16 protein-coding genes and 1 tRNA gene are annotated in these 15,456 nt (G+C 64.1%); 5 read left to right on the top strand and 12 right to left on the bottom strand.

The features are described 5' to 3' along the window. Positions 1–2: 2 nt before the first annotated feature. The 4 genes from trbF to L3V85_RS14400 are packed head-to-tail and all read left to right on the top strand — an operon-like array spanning position 3 to position 3,215. Positions 3–707: a conjugal transfer protein TrbF gene (gene trbF, locus L3V85_RS14415; protein WP_012436239.1), complete on the top strand. Its 705-nt coding sequence runs from the start codon at positions 3–5 to the stop codon at positions 705–707. Then, positions 704–1,699: a P-type conjugative transfer protein TrbG gene (gene trbG, locus L3V85_RS14410; RefSeq protein WP_012436240.1), complete on the top strand. Its 996-nt coding sequence runs from the start codon at positions 704–706 to the stop codon at positions 1,697–1,699. Before trbF ends, trbG begins: the two co-directional genes overlap by 4 nt. Before the next feature lie 2 nt (positions 1,700–1,701). Continuing rightward, positions 1,702–2,973, top strand: a complete 1,272-nt coding sequence (locus tag L3V85_RS14405) for a TrbI/VirB10 family protein (RefSeq protein WP_012436241.1) — start codon at positions 1,702–1,704, stop codon at positions 2,971–2,973. After that, on the top strand, positions 2,970–3,215 hold the full coding sequence (locus L3V85_RS14400; protein WP_012436242.1) for a DUF2274 domain-containing protein: 246 nt from the start codon (positions 2,970–2,972) through the stop codon (positions 3,213–3,215). Before L3V85_RS14405 ends, L3V85_RS14400 begins: the two co-directional genes overlap by 4 nt. A gap of 479 nt (positions 3,216–3,694) precedes the next feature. Here L3V85_RS14400 and L3V85_RS14395 read toward each other — a convergent pair. The 10 genes from L3V85_RS14395 to L3V85_RS14350 all read right to left on the bottom strand — a co-directional run bounded on the left by L3V85_RS14395 (position 3,695) and on the right by L3V85_RS14350 (position 12,290). Continuing rightward, positions 3,695–3,771: transfer RNA gene (locus tag L3V85_RS14395), tRNA-Pro, on the bottom strand. A 26-nt stretch (positions 3,772–3,797) separates the two neighbouring features. Continuing rightward, positions 3,798–4,265: a MerR family transcriptional regulator gene (locus L3V85_RS14390; protein WP_237679855.1), complete on the bottom strand. Its 468-nt coding sequence runs from the start codon at positions 4,263–4,265 to the stop codon at positions 3,798–3,800. Between the two features lie 72 nt (positions 4,266–4,337). Next, positions 4,338–4,715 carry an integration host factor subunit alpha gene (locus L3V85_RS14385; RefSeq protein ID WP_237679854.1) on the bottom strand — a complete coding sequence of 126 codons (378 nt, stop codon included), beginning with the start codon at positions 4,713–4,715 and terminating at the stop codon, positions 4,338–4,340. 5 nt (positions 4,716–4,720) lie between these two features. After that, the gene (pheT, locus tag L3V85_RS14380; protein WP_237679853.1) at positions 4,721–7,162 is read right to left on the bottom strand and encodes a phenylalanine--tRNA ligase subunit beta; all 2,442 of its coding nucleotides are present in this window, start codon (positions 7,160–7,162) and stop codon (positions 4,721–4,723) included. A gap of 41 nt (positions 7,163–7,203) precedes the next feature. Then, positions 7,204–8,280 carry a phenylalanine--tRNA ligase subunit alpha gene (gene pheS, locus L3V85_RS14375; RefSeq protein ID WP_237679852.1) on the bottom strand — a complete coding sequence of 359 codons (1,077 nt, stop codon included), beginning with the start codon at positions 8,278–8,280 and terminating at the stop codon, positions 7,204–7,206. A 112-nt stretch (positions 8,281–8,392) separates the two neighbouring features. Next, positions 8,393–8,752, bottom strand: coding sequence for a 50S ribosomal protein L20 (gene rplT / locus L3V85_RS14370; protein WP_012747009.1), 360 nt, complete (start codon positions 8,750–8,752; stop codon positions 8,393–8,395). Between the two features lie 24 nt (positions 8,753–8,776). Next, positions 8,777–8,980 carry a 50S ribosomal protein L35 gene (rpmI, locus tag L3V85_RS14365; protein ID WP_007832497.1) on the bottom strand — a complete coding sequence of 68 codons (204 nt, stop codon included), beginning with the start codon at positions 8,978–8,980 and terminating at the stop codon, positions 8,777–8,779. A 151-nt stretch (positions 8,981–9,131) separates the two neighbouring features. Beyond that, positions 9,132–9,752 (bottom strand): translation initiation factor IF-3, encoded by a 621-nt coding sequence (gene infC / locus L3V85_RS14360; RefSeq protein WP_272934812.1) that lies wholly within the window; start codon positions 9,750–9,752, stop codon positions 9,132–9,134. Positions 9,753–9,853: 101 nt separating this feature from the next. Next, positions 9,854–11,761, bottom strand: coding sequence for a threonine--tRNA ligase (gene thrS / locus L3V85_RS14355; RefSeq protein ID WP_237679850.1), 1,908 nt, complete (start codon positions 11,759–11,761; stop codon positions 9,854–9,856). 217 nt (positions 11,762–11,978) lie between these two features. Beyond that, positions 11,979–12,290: a putative quinol monooxygenase gene (locus tag L3V85_RS14350; RefSeq protein WP_237679849.1), complete on the bottom strand. Its 312-nt coding sequence runs from the start codon at positions 12,288–12,290 to the stop codon at positions 11,979–11,981. A 115-nt stretch (positions 12,291–12,405) separates the two neighbouring features. Here L3V85_RS14350 and L3V85_RS14345 point away from each other — a divergent pair, with 115 nt between their 5' ends. After that, positions 12,406–13,368: a GlxA family transcriptional regulator gene (locus tag L3V85_RS14345; protein WP_237679848.1), complete on the top strand. Its 963-nt coding sequence runs from the start codon at positions 12,406–12,408 to the stop codon at positions 13,366–13,368. 96 nt (positions 13,369–13,464) lie between these two features. Here L3V85_RS14345 and aceA read toward each other — a convergent pair whose 3' ends face one another. Then, positions 13,465–14,796, bottom strand: coding sequence for an isocitrate lyase (gene aceA / locus L3V85_RS14340; RefSeq protein WP_237679847.1), 1,332 nt, complete (start codon positions 14,794–14,796; stop codon positions 13,465–13,467). 206 nt (positions 14,797–15,002) lie between these two features. After that, complete coding sequence (locus L3V85_RS14335) at positions 15,003–15,419, bottom strand: gamma-glutamylcyclotransferase family protein (RefSeq protein ID WP_237679846.1); 417 nt, start codon at positions 15,417–15,419, stop codon at positions 15,003–15,005. Positions 15,420–15,456 lie beyond the last annotated feature (37 nt).

Raw genomic sequence — 15,456 nt, 5'->3', positions numbered from 1 at the left:
CCATGCGATTCAAACGACCGCAGGTGCGCTACGCCGACACGCCGCAGCCTGCCACCCCGTACCAATCCGCCGCGCAAGTCTGGGACGAGCGCATCGGCTCGGCCCGCGTGCAGGCTAGAAACTGGCGTTTCATGGCCTTTGGCTGCCTCACCTTGGCCGTGCTGATGGCCGGTGGTCTGGTCTGGCGCTCCGCGCAATCCATCGTCACGCCCTACGTCATCGAGGTGGATAACGCGGGCCAGGTGCGCGCGGTCGGCGAGGCCGCCACGCCGTACCGGCCCAGCGATGCGCAGATCGCCTACCACCTGGGCCGCTTCATCGGCCTGGTGCGCAGCCTGTCCATCGACCCCATCGTGGTGCGGCAGAACTGGCTCGATGCCTACGACTACACGACCGACAAGGGCGCTGTTGTGCTCAACGAGTACGCCCGCGTGAACGATCCGTTCGCGCGCATCGGCAAGGAGTCAGTGACGGTGCAGATCACCAGCGTGACCCGCGCCAGTGACACGTCTTTCAACGTGCGCTGGACGGAGACGCGCTTCGTCAATGGCGCGCTGGATCGCACCGAACGCTGGAACGCCGTGGTTTCCATCGTGCAGCAGACGCCGCGCACCGAGCAGCGCCTGCGCAAGAACCCCCTGGGCATCTACGTCAACGGCCTGTCGTGGAGCCGCGAACTGGAAGGAAACGAAGGAGCAAAACCATGAATGATCTTTTCCGTAAATCCGTCTTGCCGGTGATGCTTCTGGCTTCGACCGTGCTGTTCTCTGGCTGCGCCACGCAGGGCAAGCCGCCGCCGACCATTTCGCTTGATGAGCCGGTACAGGCCCAGCCGCTGCCAGAGCCGCCTGCGCCTGTGGAGGTGGTGACCGTGCCGCAGGTGCTGCCGATGCCGGCGCAGATGAAAAGTGTGCCGGATGCCAAGCCCACGCCGGAACCCGCCGATGAAACCGTGCGCGTGTCCCGCGCCAATGCCGAAGCGCGCATTGCACCGACGCGCGAGGGCTACGTCAACGCAATTCAAGTCTGGCCCTTCACGGACGGCGCGCTGTATCAGGTCTATGCGGCCGTAGGCCGCGTGACGGTAATCGCGCTCCAGCCCGGTGAGGAGCTGGTGACGGTGGCGGCGGGCGACACGGTACGCTGGATCGTCGGGGACACATCGAGCGGCAGCGGTGATGCGCTGCGCGTCAATGTGATGGTCAAGCCGATCCGCTCGGGGTTGAAGACGAATCTGGTCATCACCACCAGCCGGCGCACCTACCTGCTGGAACTGACATCGACAGAGAAGACGTGGATGGCGTCGGTGTCCTGGGAATATCCCAAGGACAAGATGCTGGCCTTGCAGCGCCAGTCGCAGGCGGCCAGCGCCGCCGCGCCGGTCGATACCGGCCTGTCGCTGGAGAAGATCCGCTTCCGCTACGCCGTGTCGGGCAGCAATCCGCCGTGGAAGCCGCTGCGCGCCTTCGATGACGGCGAGAAGGTCTATATCCAGTTCCCGCCGGGCATCGCGCAAGGCGAGTTGCCGCCCTTGTTCGTGATCGGCGCGCAGGGCGACGGGCAACTGGTGAACTACCGTTTCCGCCCGCCGTACTACATCGTGGATCGGCTGTTCGGCGCGGCCGAACTGCGCCTGGGCGGTGATGGCGGTGACGTGGTGCGGATCGAGCGCACGGATGGCGTGGCGCGGAGGAACTGACCATGAGCCAGGACGACACTCCTGACCTCGCCGCGCCGCAGGCGGGCAAGGTAGCACCCGAGGCGGTGGCGCTGCGCGCCCAGCCGCGTCCGGTCACACGCTTGAACCGGCGCACGCTGGCCATCCTCGTCGGCGGCCTGTCGGTCGCCGTGCTGGGGGCCACGATCTGGTCATTGCAGCCGCATCGGCGTGGCGCGGGCGAGCAGACCGAGCTGTACAACGTCGATCGCGTGTCGAAGTCCGAAGGGCTGGATGGCCTGCCGGCCGACTACTCGAAGCTGCCGCCGAAGGTGCCCGAGCTGGGGCCGCCGCTGCCGGGCGATCTCGGCCCGGCCATCGTGAAGTCGCAGCAGCCGGTGACGCCGACGTATGCGCCACCGGGGCACGACCCGGAGGATGCACGGCGCAAGGAGGCTGATGCGGCGGCGGGTTCGTCGGTGTTCTTCCGCTCGGGCAACCAGGGCAAGGCCGCCGCACCGGGAACAGCGCAAGCCGCTGCGGTTGCGCCTGGCAGCGCCTTGGCCGGCTTCGACCCGCTGGCCGCCGGGCCAGCCTCGACGGCGGCCCAGCCTGCCGACCCCACCGCGGTGCAGAACCGGCAAGACCAGAAAGAGGCGTTCCTGAAAGGCGGTTCTACGGAAACCCGCAACTCCGGCAATCTGCAAATGCCGGTCTCGCCGTATCAGGTCATGGCGGGAACGGTGATCGCCGGGGCGCTGGTGACGGGCATCAAGTCGGACTTGCCGGGCGACGTGATCGTCACGGTGACGGAGCCGGTCTACGACACGGCCACGGGCAAGTTTCTGCTGATCCCCCAAGGCTCGCGCATCCTGGGCAAATACAACAGCCAGGTGAGCTACGGGCAGAGCCGCGTGCAGGTGGTGTGGAACCGCGTCATCCTGCCGGACACGTCTTCGCTGAAGCTCGACAACCTCGCGGGCACCGACCCGGCCGGTTACGCCGGCCTGGAGGATGGCGTCGATTGGCACTGGGATCGCGTCTTCGCGGGTGCGGCGTTGACCACGTTGCTGGGCGTGGGTGCCGAGTTGGCCGCGCCGGAGAACCGGCAGAACGGCAACCGGATCGTGATCGCCGGACGCGACAGCGCGCAGGACAGCATCAACCAGGTCGGCCAGGAGATGATCCGGCGCAACATGAACATCCAGCCGACGCTGACCGAACGGCCGGGCCTGCCGGTGCGGATCATCGTCAATCGCGATCTGGTGTTGCGGCCGTACCAGCCACTGTTCTTCAATCGGGGTGCAATGCGATGAGCGCGACCAAGAGGCTGCGGCTCGGGCCGCTGCCCAAGACCGAGAATGTGAAGCTGACCTTCGCTTGCCCGGCCAGCCTGAAAGCCGACCTCGACCGCTACGCCGCGTTGCACGCGCAGGCATACGGCAAAGCGGTCGATGCGACGACGTTGATTCCGCACATGCTGGAGGCGTTCATGGCGGGGGATCGGGGATTCAGGAAGGGAAGCGGGAGCAAGGCCGCACCGCCGAAGTCGGGTTGACGATGCGGGCGTATCCGCCATCCACTCACCAAGAAGGCGCAGCCCACTGGCTGCGCTTTCGCTTTTGAGGAGCTTTCTGGGAGTGCAGGACTATGACGACCGATGCGACCTTGCCTGCTGCGGTGCCCTTGCGCTTACCACCGCGAAGCGCCTATGCGACACCTAGCTCGAAAAGCAGCAAGAGCACACAACGGCTGAAATCTAGCCTAACCTACTACCCCATAAGACCTTTTGCCCCGCTGCATGTCTGCATGGAAGACTTGACAGCGGACATTTTTCATGCCTGCTGGAAAGCCGGTACCCACTCGGTTCGGCTTGCCGTCAAAAGTCGAGGTCGTAGCCCATTCGAAATAGGCATGCGCACGGCGCAACGAAAGCCGGAAACAGATGGGCTTGCCAGAAGCCCATTTCATTTGTCAGGCACAAAGAAAAACGGGTCAGAGCTTGTGGCTCTGACCCGTTGATCTAACTACTGTTTTTGGTCGGTGTGAAAGGATTCGAACCTTCGACCCCTTGCACCCCATGCAAGTGCGCTACCAGGCTGCGCCACACACCGAAGCTCTCGATTATAGCTATGAAAATTCAGTGTCCGACGGTCAGCAGCTCACGAATTTCAAAGAGTTCGCGCCGAAGGTTCAGCAGCTGCGACAGATCGACCGATTTCGGGGCAGAGACGGCCGCCACAGTTGCCGGCGCATCTTGCACGGCCGCGTCGAATTCTTCCTGCTCGATCTCGATCGCTTCCATGCCCTCGAGCGGCAACTCACCGGCCTTGCGCCGGTCACGCTCGCCCTGCACCAGTTCCTGCAGCTTGTTGCGCGCACCGCTGATGGTGAAGCCCTGGTCGTAGAGCAGGTCGCGGATGCGGCGAATCATCAGCACTTCGTGGTGCTGGTAGTAGCGACGGTTGCCGCGCCGCTTCATGGGCCGCAGTTGCGTGAACTCCTGCTCCCAATAGCGCAGCACGTGCGGCTTGACGCCGCAAAGTTCGCCGACCTCACCGATGGTGAAGTAGCGTTTGACAGGAATCGGCGGGAGCGTTTTCTCCATTGAAATCAAGACTGTGCGCGGGAAACCTTAGAGATTACTCTACGCAAGCGCACAGCACCAAGCACTATTCATTCACTCGGTGCCAAGGCTCCACTCGACCTCGGTCGTACCAGCGGCCTGCGGGTCGATGTTGCCGTGAATCTGCTCCTTGAGCTTGGCGCTCGCGTGGAACGTGGCCACGCGGCGCTCGCCGATCGGAATGGCTTCGCCGGTGCGCGGATTGCGACCAGGGCGCGGCGCCTTCACGCGGATCTGGAAGTTGCCGAAGCCCGAGATCTTCACGTCCGTGCCTTCGATCAGGCTGTTCGCCACGAGCTCGAAGAACGCCTCGACCATGTCCTTGGACTCACGCTTGTTCAGGCCGATCTGCTCGAACAGCAGGTCGGCCAGATGCGCCTTGGTCAGCGCAGGCGTTTCTAGAGCCTCGAGCGTGAAATCGGCAGCATTCATTCTCATCACCCCCTCAAGCGGCCGCCGAGCTTGGCGCCCAATTGTTCGACGATGGCGCGCACAGCAGGCTCGACCTGCTCGTCCGTCAGCGTGGCGCTGTCGCTCTGGAAGCTCAGGCGCACCGCCATGCTCTTCTCGCCCTGTGCCAGCGCACCGGGCGCGGCCACCGCGCCATCGCGCAGCGGTTGAGGACGGTAGATGTCGAACAGCGTCGCATCGCGCAACAGGCCCTGCGCAGCCGTGGCCGCGCGGATGGTCTGCATCAGCGCGTCGTGCGTGACGGCTTCAGCCACGACGACGGCAATATCGCGCTCGACGGCCTGGTGCTTGGGCACCGACTGCGCCACGGGCACGGGGCGCGCGGTCACGGCATCGAGATCGAGCTCGAACAGAACCGGCGCCTGGGCGAAGTCCCACTTCTGGCGCCAGCGCGGATGCAGTTCGCCGACGAAGCCGACGGCCTTGCCGTCGACCAGCACGCGCGCCGAACGGCCCGGGTGCAGTGCGGGATGCTCTGCCGCCTCGAAGCTCGGCACCAGCGGCGCGAGCAGCGCCTCGACGTCGCCCTTGACGTCATAGAAGTCGATGCGCTCGGGCTTGCCATCCCAGCGCGATTCATCGGCGTCACCCCAGGCGAGGCCCGCCACGCGCATCGGCTGGTGAACGCCGCGCACGGTGCTGTCGGTGGTGGCAACGCTGTCGTCGCGCAGATAGACGCGCCCCAGCTCGAACACGCGCACGCGCGGCGCCTTCCGGTCGAGGTTGAACTTGAGCACCTGCAGCAGCGAACCCAGCAGCGACGAGCGCATCATGCTCATCTGGCTGGCGATCGGGTTCAGCAGCTTGATCGGGTTGGCATTGCCGGCAAGGTCCTGCTCCCAGTGCGCCTCGACGAAACTGAAGTTGATCGTCTCCTGGTAGCCCAGCGCCGCGACGGCGCGGCGCACAGCGAAGCGGCCGCGTTGCGCCTCGGGCCGCACGCGGGCCGTGATGGGCGCGAGCGGCGCGGTGGTCGGCAGGTTGTTGAAGCCGATCAGGCGCGCGACCTCTTCGATCAGGTCTTCTTCGATGAGCAGGTCGAAGCGGTGCGGCGGCGGGGTCACGGTCAGCGTGCCTTCGCCTTCGGTGATGGCAAAGCCCAGCCGGTTCAGCGCGTCGGCGCATTGCGCCTGCGTGAGCGGCATGCCGATCACGCGAGCTGCGCGCGCCACGCGCAGCGTGACGGGCACGGCCTCGGGCACGTCCAGCTTCTGGTCGTCCATCGCACCGGCCTGGCCGCCGCAGATTTCGACGATCAGCTGCGTGATGCGCTCGATGATCTGCACCGTGCGGCTCGGATCGACGCCGCGCTCGTAGCGATGGCCTGCGTCGGTCGAGAAATTGAAGCGGCGCGAACGCCCCTGCACCGCGGCGGGCCACCAGAACGCAGCCTCGACGTAGATGTTGCGCGTGTCGTCCGAGACGGACGTGGCGTCGCCGCCCATGATGCCGGCGAGCGATTCGACTTCGCGGTCGTCGGCGATCACGCCGACCTTGTCGTCCACCGTGATGGTCGTGCCATTGAGCAGCTTGAGCTGTTCGCCCGCCTTGCCCCAGCGCACCGTGAGGCCGCCGTGGATCTTGTCGAGGTCGAAGATGTGGCTGGGCTGGCCGTACTCGAACATCACGTAGTTCGAGATGTCGACCAGCGGCGTCACGCTGCGCTGGCCGCAGCGCGCAAGGCGCTCGACCATCCATGCCGGCGTGGCGACCTTGGTGTCGACGCCGCGCACGATACGGCCCGAGAAACGGCCGCAAAGCTCGGGCGCTTCGACCTTCACTGGCAACACGTCGCTGAACGAGGTGGCCACCGGCGCGATGGCCGGCGTCTTGAGCGGCGCGCCGGTGAGCGCCGCGAGTTCGCGCGCCACGCCGTAGACGCTCAGGCCGTGCGCCAGGTTGGGCGTGAGCTTGAGGGTGAGCAGCGCATCGTCGAGCTTGAGCACATCACGCACGTCGGCGCCGATCGGCGCATCGGCCGCGAGCTCGAGCAGGCCGCCGTGGTCTTCGCTCAGGTGCAGTTCGCGCGCCGAGCACAGCATGCCCTGGCTCTCGACGCCGCGCAGCTTGCCCAACTTGATGAGGAAGGGCTTGCCGTCTTCACCCGGCGGCAGTTCAGCGCCGACGAGCGCGCAAGGCACCTTGATGCCGACGCGCGCATTGGGCGCGCCGCATACGATATTGAGCAAAGCGCCCTGCCCCGCGTCGACCTGGCATACGCGCAGGCGGTCGGCGTTCGGGTGCTGCACTGCTTCCTTGATTTCTCCGACCACGATGCGCGTGAAAGGCGGCGCGACCGGGCGGCGCTCTTCGACCTCGAAGCCGCCCATGGTGAGCGTTTCGGCCAGTTCGGCGCTGCCGAGGGGCGGGTTGCAGAACTCGCGCAGCCAGGATTCCGGGAATTGCATCTCTTCGATCTCGATCTGGTTTTTCTATGTATGGAGGGGGCTCACTGGAACTGCGAGAGGAAACGCAGGTCGCCGTCGAAGAACAGGCGCAGGTCGTTCACGCCGTAGCGCAGCATGGTGAGCCGGTCGGGGCCCATGCCGAAGGCGAAGCCGATGTAGCGCTCCGGGTCGAGCCCCATGTTGCGCACCACGTTCGGGTGCACCTGGCCGGAGCCCGAAACTTCGAGCCAGCGGCCGGCCAGCGGGCCGCTCGCGAACTGGATGTCGATCTCGGCGCTGGGTTCGGTGAACGGGAAGAAGCTCGGGCGGAAGCGCAGCACGAGGTCGTCGCGCTCGAAGAACGTGCGGCAGAAGTCGGTGAAGACGACCTTCAGGTCCTTGAAGCTCACGTTCTCGCCAAGCCAGAGGCCTTCGCACTGGTGGAACATGGGCGAATGGGTGGCATCGCTGTCCACGCGGTACGTGCGGCCCGGCGCGATCACGCGGATCTCGGGCGCCTTCAAGGTGCCGGTGGTGTCGGCCGCGGCGGCCGCGAATTCGGCGGCGTACTTTTTGATGTGCTGATGCGCATAGCGCACCTGCATCGGGCTGGTGTGCGGACGCAGGTTGTAGGGAATGCCGTCGTCGCCGTTGATGTCGACGTAGAAGGTGTCCTGCATCGAGCGCGCAGGATGGTTCGGCGGGTTGTTGAGCGAGGTGAAGCTGTGCCAGTCGCTCTCGACTTCGGGGCCGTCGGCCACGTCGAAACCCATGCTCGAGAAGATTTCCTCGATGCGCTCAAGCGTGCGGCTCACGGGGTGCAGGCCGCCCGGGATGCGGCGGCGGCCCGGCAGGCTCACGTCGAGGGCCTCGGCGCGCAGCTGCAGGGAGAGCTCTTCGTCGGCCAATTGCTGGCGGCGGTCGGTCAGTGCGGCCTCGATGGCCTGCTTGGCCACGTTGATCGCGGCGCCGCGGGACTTCTTCTCTTCGACACTCAGCGCGGCCATGCCCTTCATCAGCTCGGTGATGCGGCCCGACTTGCCGAGGAACTGGGCCTTGGCGTTTTCGAGCTCTGCGGGCGTTTTCGCTTCGGCGAAGGCGGCGCGTGCGGTGTCGACAAGGGAGTCCAACTCGTTCATAGCAACAAAAATCTTCGAGGGGAAATAAAAAAGAGCTGGAGCCTTTTCAAGCGCCAGCCCTTGAGCCGTGGGCGCAGGAGGCCGCCCGAAGGCGGCAGCCTGCTGTGCAGAATCAAGCAGCCAGCTTGGCCTTGACCTGCTCCACGATGCCGGCAAATGCGGCCTTGTCGTGCACGGCGATGTCCGCAAGCATCTTGCGGTCGATCTCGATACCGGCCTTGCGGATACCGTTGGCGAACTGGCTGTAGGTCAGGCCCAGTTCACGCGAGGCGGCGTTGATACGCGCGATCCACAGCTGACGGAACACGCGCTTCTTGGTACGGCGGTCACGGTAGGCGTATTGGCCTGCCTTCATCACCGCCTGTTTGGCGATGCGGAAGACATTGCCGCGGCGACCGCGGAAACCCTTGGCGAGTGCGAGAACTTTCTTGTGGCGGGCGCGAGCCGTTACACCACGTTTGACGCGAGGCATGTGTGTACTCCTTGTTCGTCTGAGTTAAATGCCACGACCGGGCAGCATGGCGGCGACAGAAACCATGTTGGTTTCGTGCACTGCGACTGCACCACGCAGGTGACGCTTGTTCTTGGTGGTCTTCTTCGTCAAGATGTGACGCTTGAAGGCTTGACCGCGCTTGACGGTGCCACCGGGACGAACGCGGAAACGTTTTTTCGCGCTGCTCTTGGTCTTCATTTTGGGCATGTGAATGCTCCTTTAGTTTGTGCTCGTGAGGCGCCATGGATGCTCCACGGACTTGTTGGCCCCGAGACACTTCTTTATCCCGCCCTTGCCTGCCCTTCTTGCGAAGCGCCGGCAAAGGCGAAATCCCTTCAAAACCTCTCTACCGCAGCCCTCAGGCCGTGGCGGGCGTTGCCGCCGGCGCCGCGTCTGCCGCGGGCTTCGGCGCACCGCCACCGGCCTTCTTGCGCCCCGGCGCGATCATCATGATCATCTGCCGGCCTTCGAGCTTCGGGAACTGCTCGACCATGATCAGGTCGCCCAGTTCGTCGCGAATGCGCTGCAGCAGTGCCAGACCCAGCTCCTGGTGCGTGATCTCGCGGCCACGGAAGCGCAGCGTGATCTTGCATTTGTCGCCGTCCTCAAGAAAGCGCTTGATGTTGCGCATCTTGATGTTGTAGTCGCCATCGTCGGTACCGGGCCGGAACTTGATTTCCTTGACCTCGATGACCTTCTGCTTCGACTTCGCCTCGGCCGCCTTCTTCTGCTCGTGGTACTTGAACTTGCCGTACTCGATCAGGCGGCACACCGGTGGGTTGGCCGCAGCAACGACCTCCACCAGATCCACGTCCTGCTCACCGGCAAGGCGCAAGGCCTCGGCAAGACTCACGACACCCAATTGCTCGTTATCCGGGCCGATCAGGCGGACTTCCGGGGCCATGATTTCCCGGTTCAGGCGGTGTTGGCGTTCCTCGCGGTGGCGGCGGTCGCGAAATGCAGTAGCGATGGTCAGAATCCTTCAAAATTTGCTACAAAATCTGTAGCGAACGCCGCTCAGTCCTCGCGGACAAGCGGCACGACTTGGCAGGGAAACATATAGGGTGTTTCAGAGACAAATCAACGCTTGTCAGCAACATCCTGGACGAGCCGTTGCGCGAACGATTCGAGGGACATTGCACCGAGGTCTTGATTTCCCCGGGCGCGCACTGCGACGGCACCTGCTTCCTTTTCCTTGTCGCCCACGACAACGATGTAAGGGAGCTTTTGCAACGAATGCTTCCGTATTTTATACGTAATCTTTTCGTTGTGCAGATCTAGCTGAACCCTAAGCCCTTGATTTTGCAGCGTTTTCGCAACTTGCGCAGCGTAGTCGGCCTGTCCTTCGCTGATATTGAGCACCGCAACCTGCACCGGAGCGAGCCATGCAGGCATCGCGCCCGAGTGGTGTTCGATCAGCATGCCGATGAAGCGCTCCAGGCTGCCGACGATAGCGCGGTGCAGCATCACCGGGTGCGCACGGCCGCTCGATTCCGTCACGTATTCGCCGCCCAGGCGCTCCGCCGTGTTGAAGTCGACCTGCATCGTGCCGCACTGCCAATGACGGCCGATGGCATCGCGCAGCGTGTACTCGATCTTCGGGCCGTAGAAGGCGCCATCGCCCGGCGAGATGACGAAGTCGACGCCCGAACGGCGCAGCGATTCCATCACCGCATGCTCGGCCTTGTCCCACAGCTCATCGGAGCCCACGCGGTTCTCCGGGCGCGTGGCGACCTTGTAGAGGATGTCCGTGAAGCCGAAGTCGGCATAGACCTTCTGCAGCTGTGCCGTGTACGCGATGCACTCGTCGAGGATCTGGTCTTCCGTGCAGAAGATGTGGCCATCGTCCTGCGTGAAACCGCGCACGCGCATGATGCCGTGCAGCGCGCCGCTGGGCTCGTTGCGATGGCACTGGCCGAATTCGCCGTAGCGCAGCGGCAGGTCGCGGTAGCTGCGCAGGTCGCTCTTGAAGATCAGCACATGGCCCGGGCAGTTCATCGGCTTCAGCGCGTACTCGCGCTTCTCCGACTCCGTCGTGAACATGTTGTCGCGGTAGTTCTGCCAGTGGCCCGTTTTCTCCCACAGGCTCTTGTCGAGAATCTGCGGGCCCTTCACTTCCCAGTAGCCCGTGTCGCGGTAGATGCCGCGCATGTACTGCTCGACCTGCTGCCAGATCGCCCAACCTTTGGGGTGCCAGAACACAACGCCAGGCGCCACTTCGTCGATGTGGAACAGGTCGAGTTCCTTGCCCAGGCGGCGGTGGTCGCGCTTCTCGGCTTCCTCGATGCGCTGGATGTACTGGTCGAGCTGCTTCTTGTCGGCCCAGGCCGTGCCGTAAATACGCTGCAGCTGCTCGTTCTTGGCGTCACCGCGCCAGTAGGCACCGGCCAGCTTCGTGAGCTTGAAGACCTTCAGGAAGCGCGTGTTCGGCACGTGCGGGCCGCGGCACATGTCCACGTATTCCTGGTGGTAGTACAGGCCCATGGCCTGCTCGTCGGGCATGTCCTCGACGAGGCGCAGCTTGTAGTCCTCGCCACGCGACTGGAAGACTTCGATGACTTCCGCGCGCGGCGTCATCTTCTTGATCACGTCGTAGTCCTGCGCAATCAGCTCGCGCATGCGCGCCTCGATGGCAGCCATGTCTTCCGGCGTGAATGGGCGTTCGAACGAGATGTCGTAGTAGAAGCCCTCGTCGATCACGGGCCCGATCACCATCTTGGCCGTCGGGTAGAGCTGCTTCACCGCATGACCGACCAGGTGAGCCGTCGAGTGGCGGATGATCTCCAGGCCCTCGTCGTCCTTGGGCGTGATGATCTGGAGCTTGGCGTCATGGTCGATGACGTCGCTGGCATCGACGAGCCTGCCGTCGACTTTGCCGGCCACCGTCATCTTGGCAAGGCCGGGGCCGATGGACTGGGCAACCTGGGCCACCGAAACCGGGCCGGGGAACTCGCGGCGCGAGTTGTCGGGGAGCGTGATCTGGATCATGTGAAAACCTCGGGGAGAAAAACAAAAAAGCGCGGTGGAAGACCGCGCTTTGCTTGGTTGTAGAGCTGGCAAGAACCAGCGTGCGCGGGGCTACCGGCCTTTTCCTTCAGTGAAGAAAAAGCCGCTGAATCCTTGCGGAGTAGTTCGCGGTGTCATAACCAAGGTGCCTTTCTCGCTCTTGTTGAGTACAGAGTTCGCGATTCTAGCCGCTGCTTGCTCAGGATGCGGGCGCCGCATTCTTGAGGCCCAACACTTCGATGGGTTCGATCGACGGCGGCTTGGCGAAAAGCTCGGGCGCCTTGGCCATCAACGCCTGCGCGATCGAACCGTTCAGATGGGCCTGGCGCCCCGCCTCGTCTTCGAACGCATCGAACACGCCGAAAGTGGTTGGCGACAGCCGCAGCGCAAACCAGATCGGCGTGGTCTTCTCGTCGCGCGCCATCGCAAGGCCGGCTTCGAGGAACTTCGCGACATCGCTTTCCTTGCCCGGCTTGGCTTCGAGGCGGGCGAACAGTGCGTACTTGATCATGAGTCATCTCCTGAGTTGAACGGCGCGCGGCATTGCGCGGCGTTGGCACTGACTCTAGGCAACGGCCGCCCCTTCAGCCATTGGCATTTTTGACATCTTTGATATCGTTATGGCCATGAAGATCGACGTACTCGCGCTCGACGGCGTGTTCGACACCGGCTTGTCCACGGTGCTCGACGTGTTCACTACCGCCAATGAACTGGCGGCCATGCTGCAGCTCGACGTGGCGCCGTTCGAAGTCGTGGTGGCGGGCATGCGCAAGCGCGTGCGAACAGCTCAAGGCTTCGCAGTGCCGGTGGCCCGAACACTGGAGGCCGGCGCCGCTGATTGGCTCATCGTGCCCGCACTCGGCTGCAAGATGCCAGAAACACTGGAGCCCGCATTGCAGCGCGCCGACGTGCGCGATGCTTGCAGCGCACTGCGGGAGCGCACGAGCAAGGGCGCCCACATCGCTGCAGCCTGCATCGGCACCTTCGTGCTCGCCGAAGCCGGCGTGCTCGACCACCAAAAGGCGACCACGACCTGGTGGCTCGCCACGCTGTTCCGCCAGCGCTATCCCGCCGTGCAACTGGAAGATTCGCGCATGCTCGTCAGCTCCAGCCACCTCGTCACGGCCGGCGCGGCGCTGAGCCATGTCGACATGGCGCTGTGGATCGTTCGACAGGCAAGCCCCGAACTCGCCACGCTGGTCGCGCGCTACCTCATCGTCGATTCACGTCCGTCGCAATCGGCCTACGTGATCTCGGACCACCTCTCGCACTCCGACCCGCTGGTGGAGCGCTTCGAACGCTGGGCGCGTGGCCGACTGGCCCTTGGCTTTTCGCTCGACGAGGCCGCGCAGGCCGCGGGCACCAGCAAGCGCACGCTGGCGCGCCGCATGCAGCAGGTGCTGGGCAAGAGCCCCCTCTCCTACGTGCAGGACCTGCGCGTGGAGCGCGCGGTGCACCTGCTCAAGACCAGCGACAAAAGCCTCGAGCAGATCGCCGGCATGGTGGGCTACGCCGACGGCGTCACGCTGCGCACCCTGCTTCGCCAACGGCTGGGCCGCGGCGTGCGCGAGGTTCGACTCGAAGCCTGAGCCTGCCGCAGGCGCAAAAAAGCCCGGCACGCGGCCGGGCTGAAGGTGACAGCGAATACCTGTCTGTCTATCTCTCGAAAGACCGATCCGTGCGGATCAGTGGAACTGCTCTTCCTCGGTCGAGCCCGACAGCGCCTTCACGCTGGACGAACCGCCCTGGATCACGGTGGTCACGTCGTCGAAGTAACCCGCGCCCACTTCCTGCTGGTGCGACACGAAGGTGTAGCCCTTGTCGCGCGCCGCGAATTCGGGTTCCTGCACCATGTTGACGTAGTGCTTCATGCCTTCGCCGCGGGCATAGGCGTGGGCGAACTGGAAGGTGTTGAACCAGTTGACGTGGATGCCGGCCAGCGTGATGAACTGGTACTTGTAGCCCAGCGCCGACAGGTCTTCCTGGAACGAGGCGATCTGCTTGTCGTCGAGGTTCTTCTTCCAGTTGAACGAAGGCGAGCAGTTGTACGACAGCAGCTTGCCGGGGCATGCGGCGTGCACGGCCTGCGCGAATTCACGGGCGAAGCCGATGTCCGGCACGCCGGTTTCGCACCACACCAGGTCGGCATAGGGCGCGTAGGCGACGCCGCGGCTGATGGCTTGCTCCAGGCCGTTCTTGACGCGGTAGAAGCCTTCCTGCGTGCGCTCGCCCGTCAGGAAGGGCTTGTCGTTGGCGTCGTGGTCGGACGTGATCAGGTTCGCGGCTTCGGCGTCGGTGCGGGCCAGCACGATGGTGGGCACGCCCATCACGTCGGCGGCAAAGCGGGCCGAGATCAGCTTTTCGCAGGCTTCCTGCGTGGGCACGAGCACCTTGCCGCCCATGTGGCCGCACTTCTTCACGGCAGCCAGCTGGTCTTCGAAGTGCACGCCGGCGGCGCCGGAAGCGATCATGTTCTTCATCAGCTCGAAGGCGTTCAGCACGCCGCCGAAACCGGCTTCCGCATCGGCCACGATCGGCAGGAAGTAGTCGATGAACTCCTTGTCGCCCGGGTTGATGCCGCGGCCCCACTGGATTTCATCGGCGCGGCGGAAGGTGTTGTTGATGCGACGGACCATCGTCGGCACCGAGTCGTACGCATAGAGCGACTGGTCGGGGTACATCGTTTCCGACGTGTTGCCGTCGGCGGCGACTTGCCAGCCCGACAGGTACACGGCTTCCAGGCCGGCCTTGGCCTGTTGCATCGCCTGGCCGGCGGAGATCGCGCCGAAGGCGTTCACGTAGCCCTTCTTGGCGCCACCGTTGATCTTGTCCCAGAGCTTCTCCGCACCGCGCTTGGCCAGCGTGTGCTCGATCGGGAACGAACCGCGCAGGCGAACCACGTCGGCCGCGCTGTAGCCGCGCTTGACGCCCTTCCAGCGGGGATCGGTGGCCCACTCTTTTTCGAGGGCGGCGATCTGTTGTTCGCGGCTGAGTTGTTCTGTGAGGGTCTGGGGCATGGTCACTCCGTGAGGTTGATTGAAGGTTGGGCGCTGCGGCCGTGGAGTTACTGTAATCCGGCGGCAGACTCTTATGTCTTATAGAAGACATATTTTTCAATCAGCAAAATCAACAACTTACATTCATATTTCTCAATGCAAAATTATTTTTCTCATATCGAGAAAAAATATTGCGCCGCAGCAGCCATGGATTTCGTAATACGCAATCAATCTTTCGGTGGTGAAAAGGGGCCCTCGGCACGCCCTGCCGCATGAGCGATCCAATCCCCGCTTTCGATCACACACCGGCCCTCGATGCGCGACGGGTGGATCTCGTACACGAGGCAATCGATCCACTGCCCGCCGGTCTGCACGCGCACCCGCCGCTTGATGTATTCACCGGTGTCGTCGTCGGCCACCTCCTCGAGCCGATCGAGCGCCGCCTCCACAGACGGTTCGATCGCATAGACCTCGCCTTTCACGCTCCCTGCGCCACCAAGCACGACGCCCGGATATGCGCCCAGGTCGTAAAGCGTGCCGCCGATGGTCGCCTCCCCCACCAGCACAGGCGAAGGACGGTAGCGCGCGATGTCGTTGCGTCCGCCGCAGCGCAGCGTGCCGTAAACAAAAACGTGGGGCATCATCGAACCGCCTTCTCCGCAACTACAAGAATTCCAGTCT

Source organism: Variovorax paradoxus (assembly GCF_022009635.1).
Taxonomy (GTDB): domain Bacteria; phylum Pseudomonadota; class Gammaproteobacteria; order Burkholderiales; family Burkholderiaceae_C; genus Variovorax.
This window is presented reverse-complemented; position numbering and strand designations above follow the sequence as displayed.

Bases quoted from the DNA above. Each gene is read 5' to 3' on its own strand.
- rplT (WP_012747009.1), bottom strand. From the start codon at position 8,752: ATGCCTCGCGTCAAACGTGGTGTAACGGCTCGCGCCCGCCACAAGAAA.
- L3V85_RS14405 (WP_012436241.1), top strand. From the start codon at position 1,702: ATGAGCCAGGACGACACTCCTGACCTCGCCGCGCCGCAGGCGGGCAAG.
- L3V85_RS14385 (WP_237679854.1), bottom strand. From the start codon at position 4,715: ATGAATGCTGCCGATTTCACGCTCGAGGCTCTAGAAACGCCTGCGCTG.
- trbG (WP_012436240.1), top strand. From the start codon at position 704: ATGAATGATCTTTTCCGTAAATCCGTCTTGCCGGTGATGCTTCTGGCT.
- L3V85_RS14345 (WP_237679848.1), top strand. From the start codon at position 12,406: ATGAAGATCGACGTACTCGCGCTCGACGGCGTGTTCGACACCGGCTTG.
- pheT (WP_237679853.1), bottom strand. From the start codon at position 7,162: ATGCAATTCCCGGAATCCTGGCTGCGCGAGTTCTGCAACCCGCCCCTC.
- L3V85_RS14390 (WP_237679855.1), bottom strand. From the start codon at position 4,265: ATGGAGAAAACGCTCCCGCCGATTCCTGTCAAACGCTACTTCACCATC.
- rpmI (WP_007832497.1), bottom strand. From the start codon at position 8,980: ATGCCCAAAATGAAGACCAAGAGCAGCGCGAAAAAACGTTTCCGCGTT.
- L3V85_RS14400 (WP_012436242.1), top strand. From the start codon at position 2,970: ATGAGCGCGACCAAGAGGCTGCGGCTCGGGCCGCTGCCCAAGACCGAG.
- L3V85_RS14335 (WP_237679846.1), bottom strand. From the start codon at position 15,419: ATGATGCCCCACGTTTTTGTTTACGGCACGCTGCGCTGCGGCGGACGC.
- trbF (WP_012436239.1), top strand. From the start codon at position 3: ATGCGATTCAAACGACCGCAGGTGCGCTACGCCGACACGCCGCAGCCT.
- L3V85_RS14350 (WP_237679849.1), bottom strand. From the start codon at position 12,290: ATGATCAAGTACGCACTGTTCGCCCGCCTCGAAGCCAAGCCGGGCAAG.
- pheS (WP_237679852.1), bottom strand. From the start codon at position 8,280: ATGAACGAGTTGGACTCCCTTGTCGACACCGCACGCGCCGCCTTCGCC.
- aceA (WP_237679847.1), bottom strand. From the start codon at position 14,796: ATGCCCCAGACCCTCACAGAACAACTCAGCCGCGAACAACAGATCGCC.
- thrS (WP_237679850.1), bottom strand. From the start codon at position 11,761: ATGATCCAGATCACGCTCCCCGACAACTCGCGCCGCGAGTTCCCCGGC.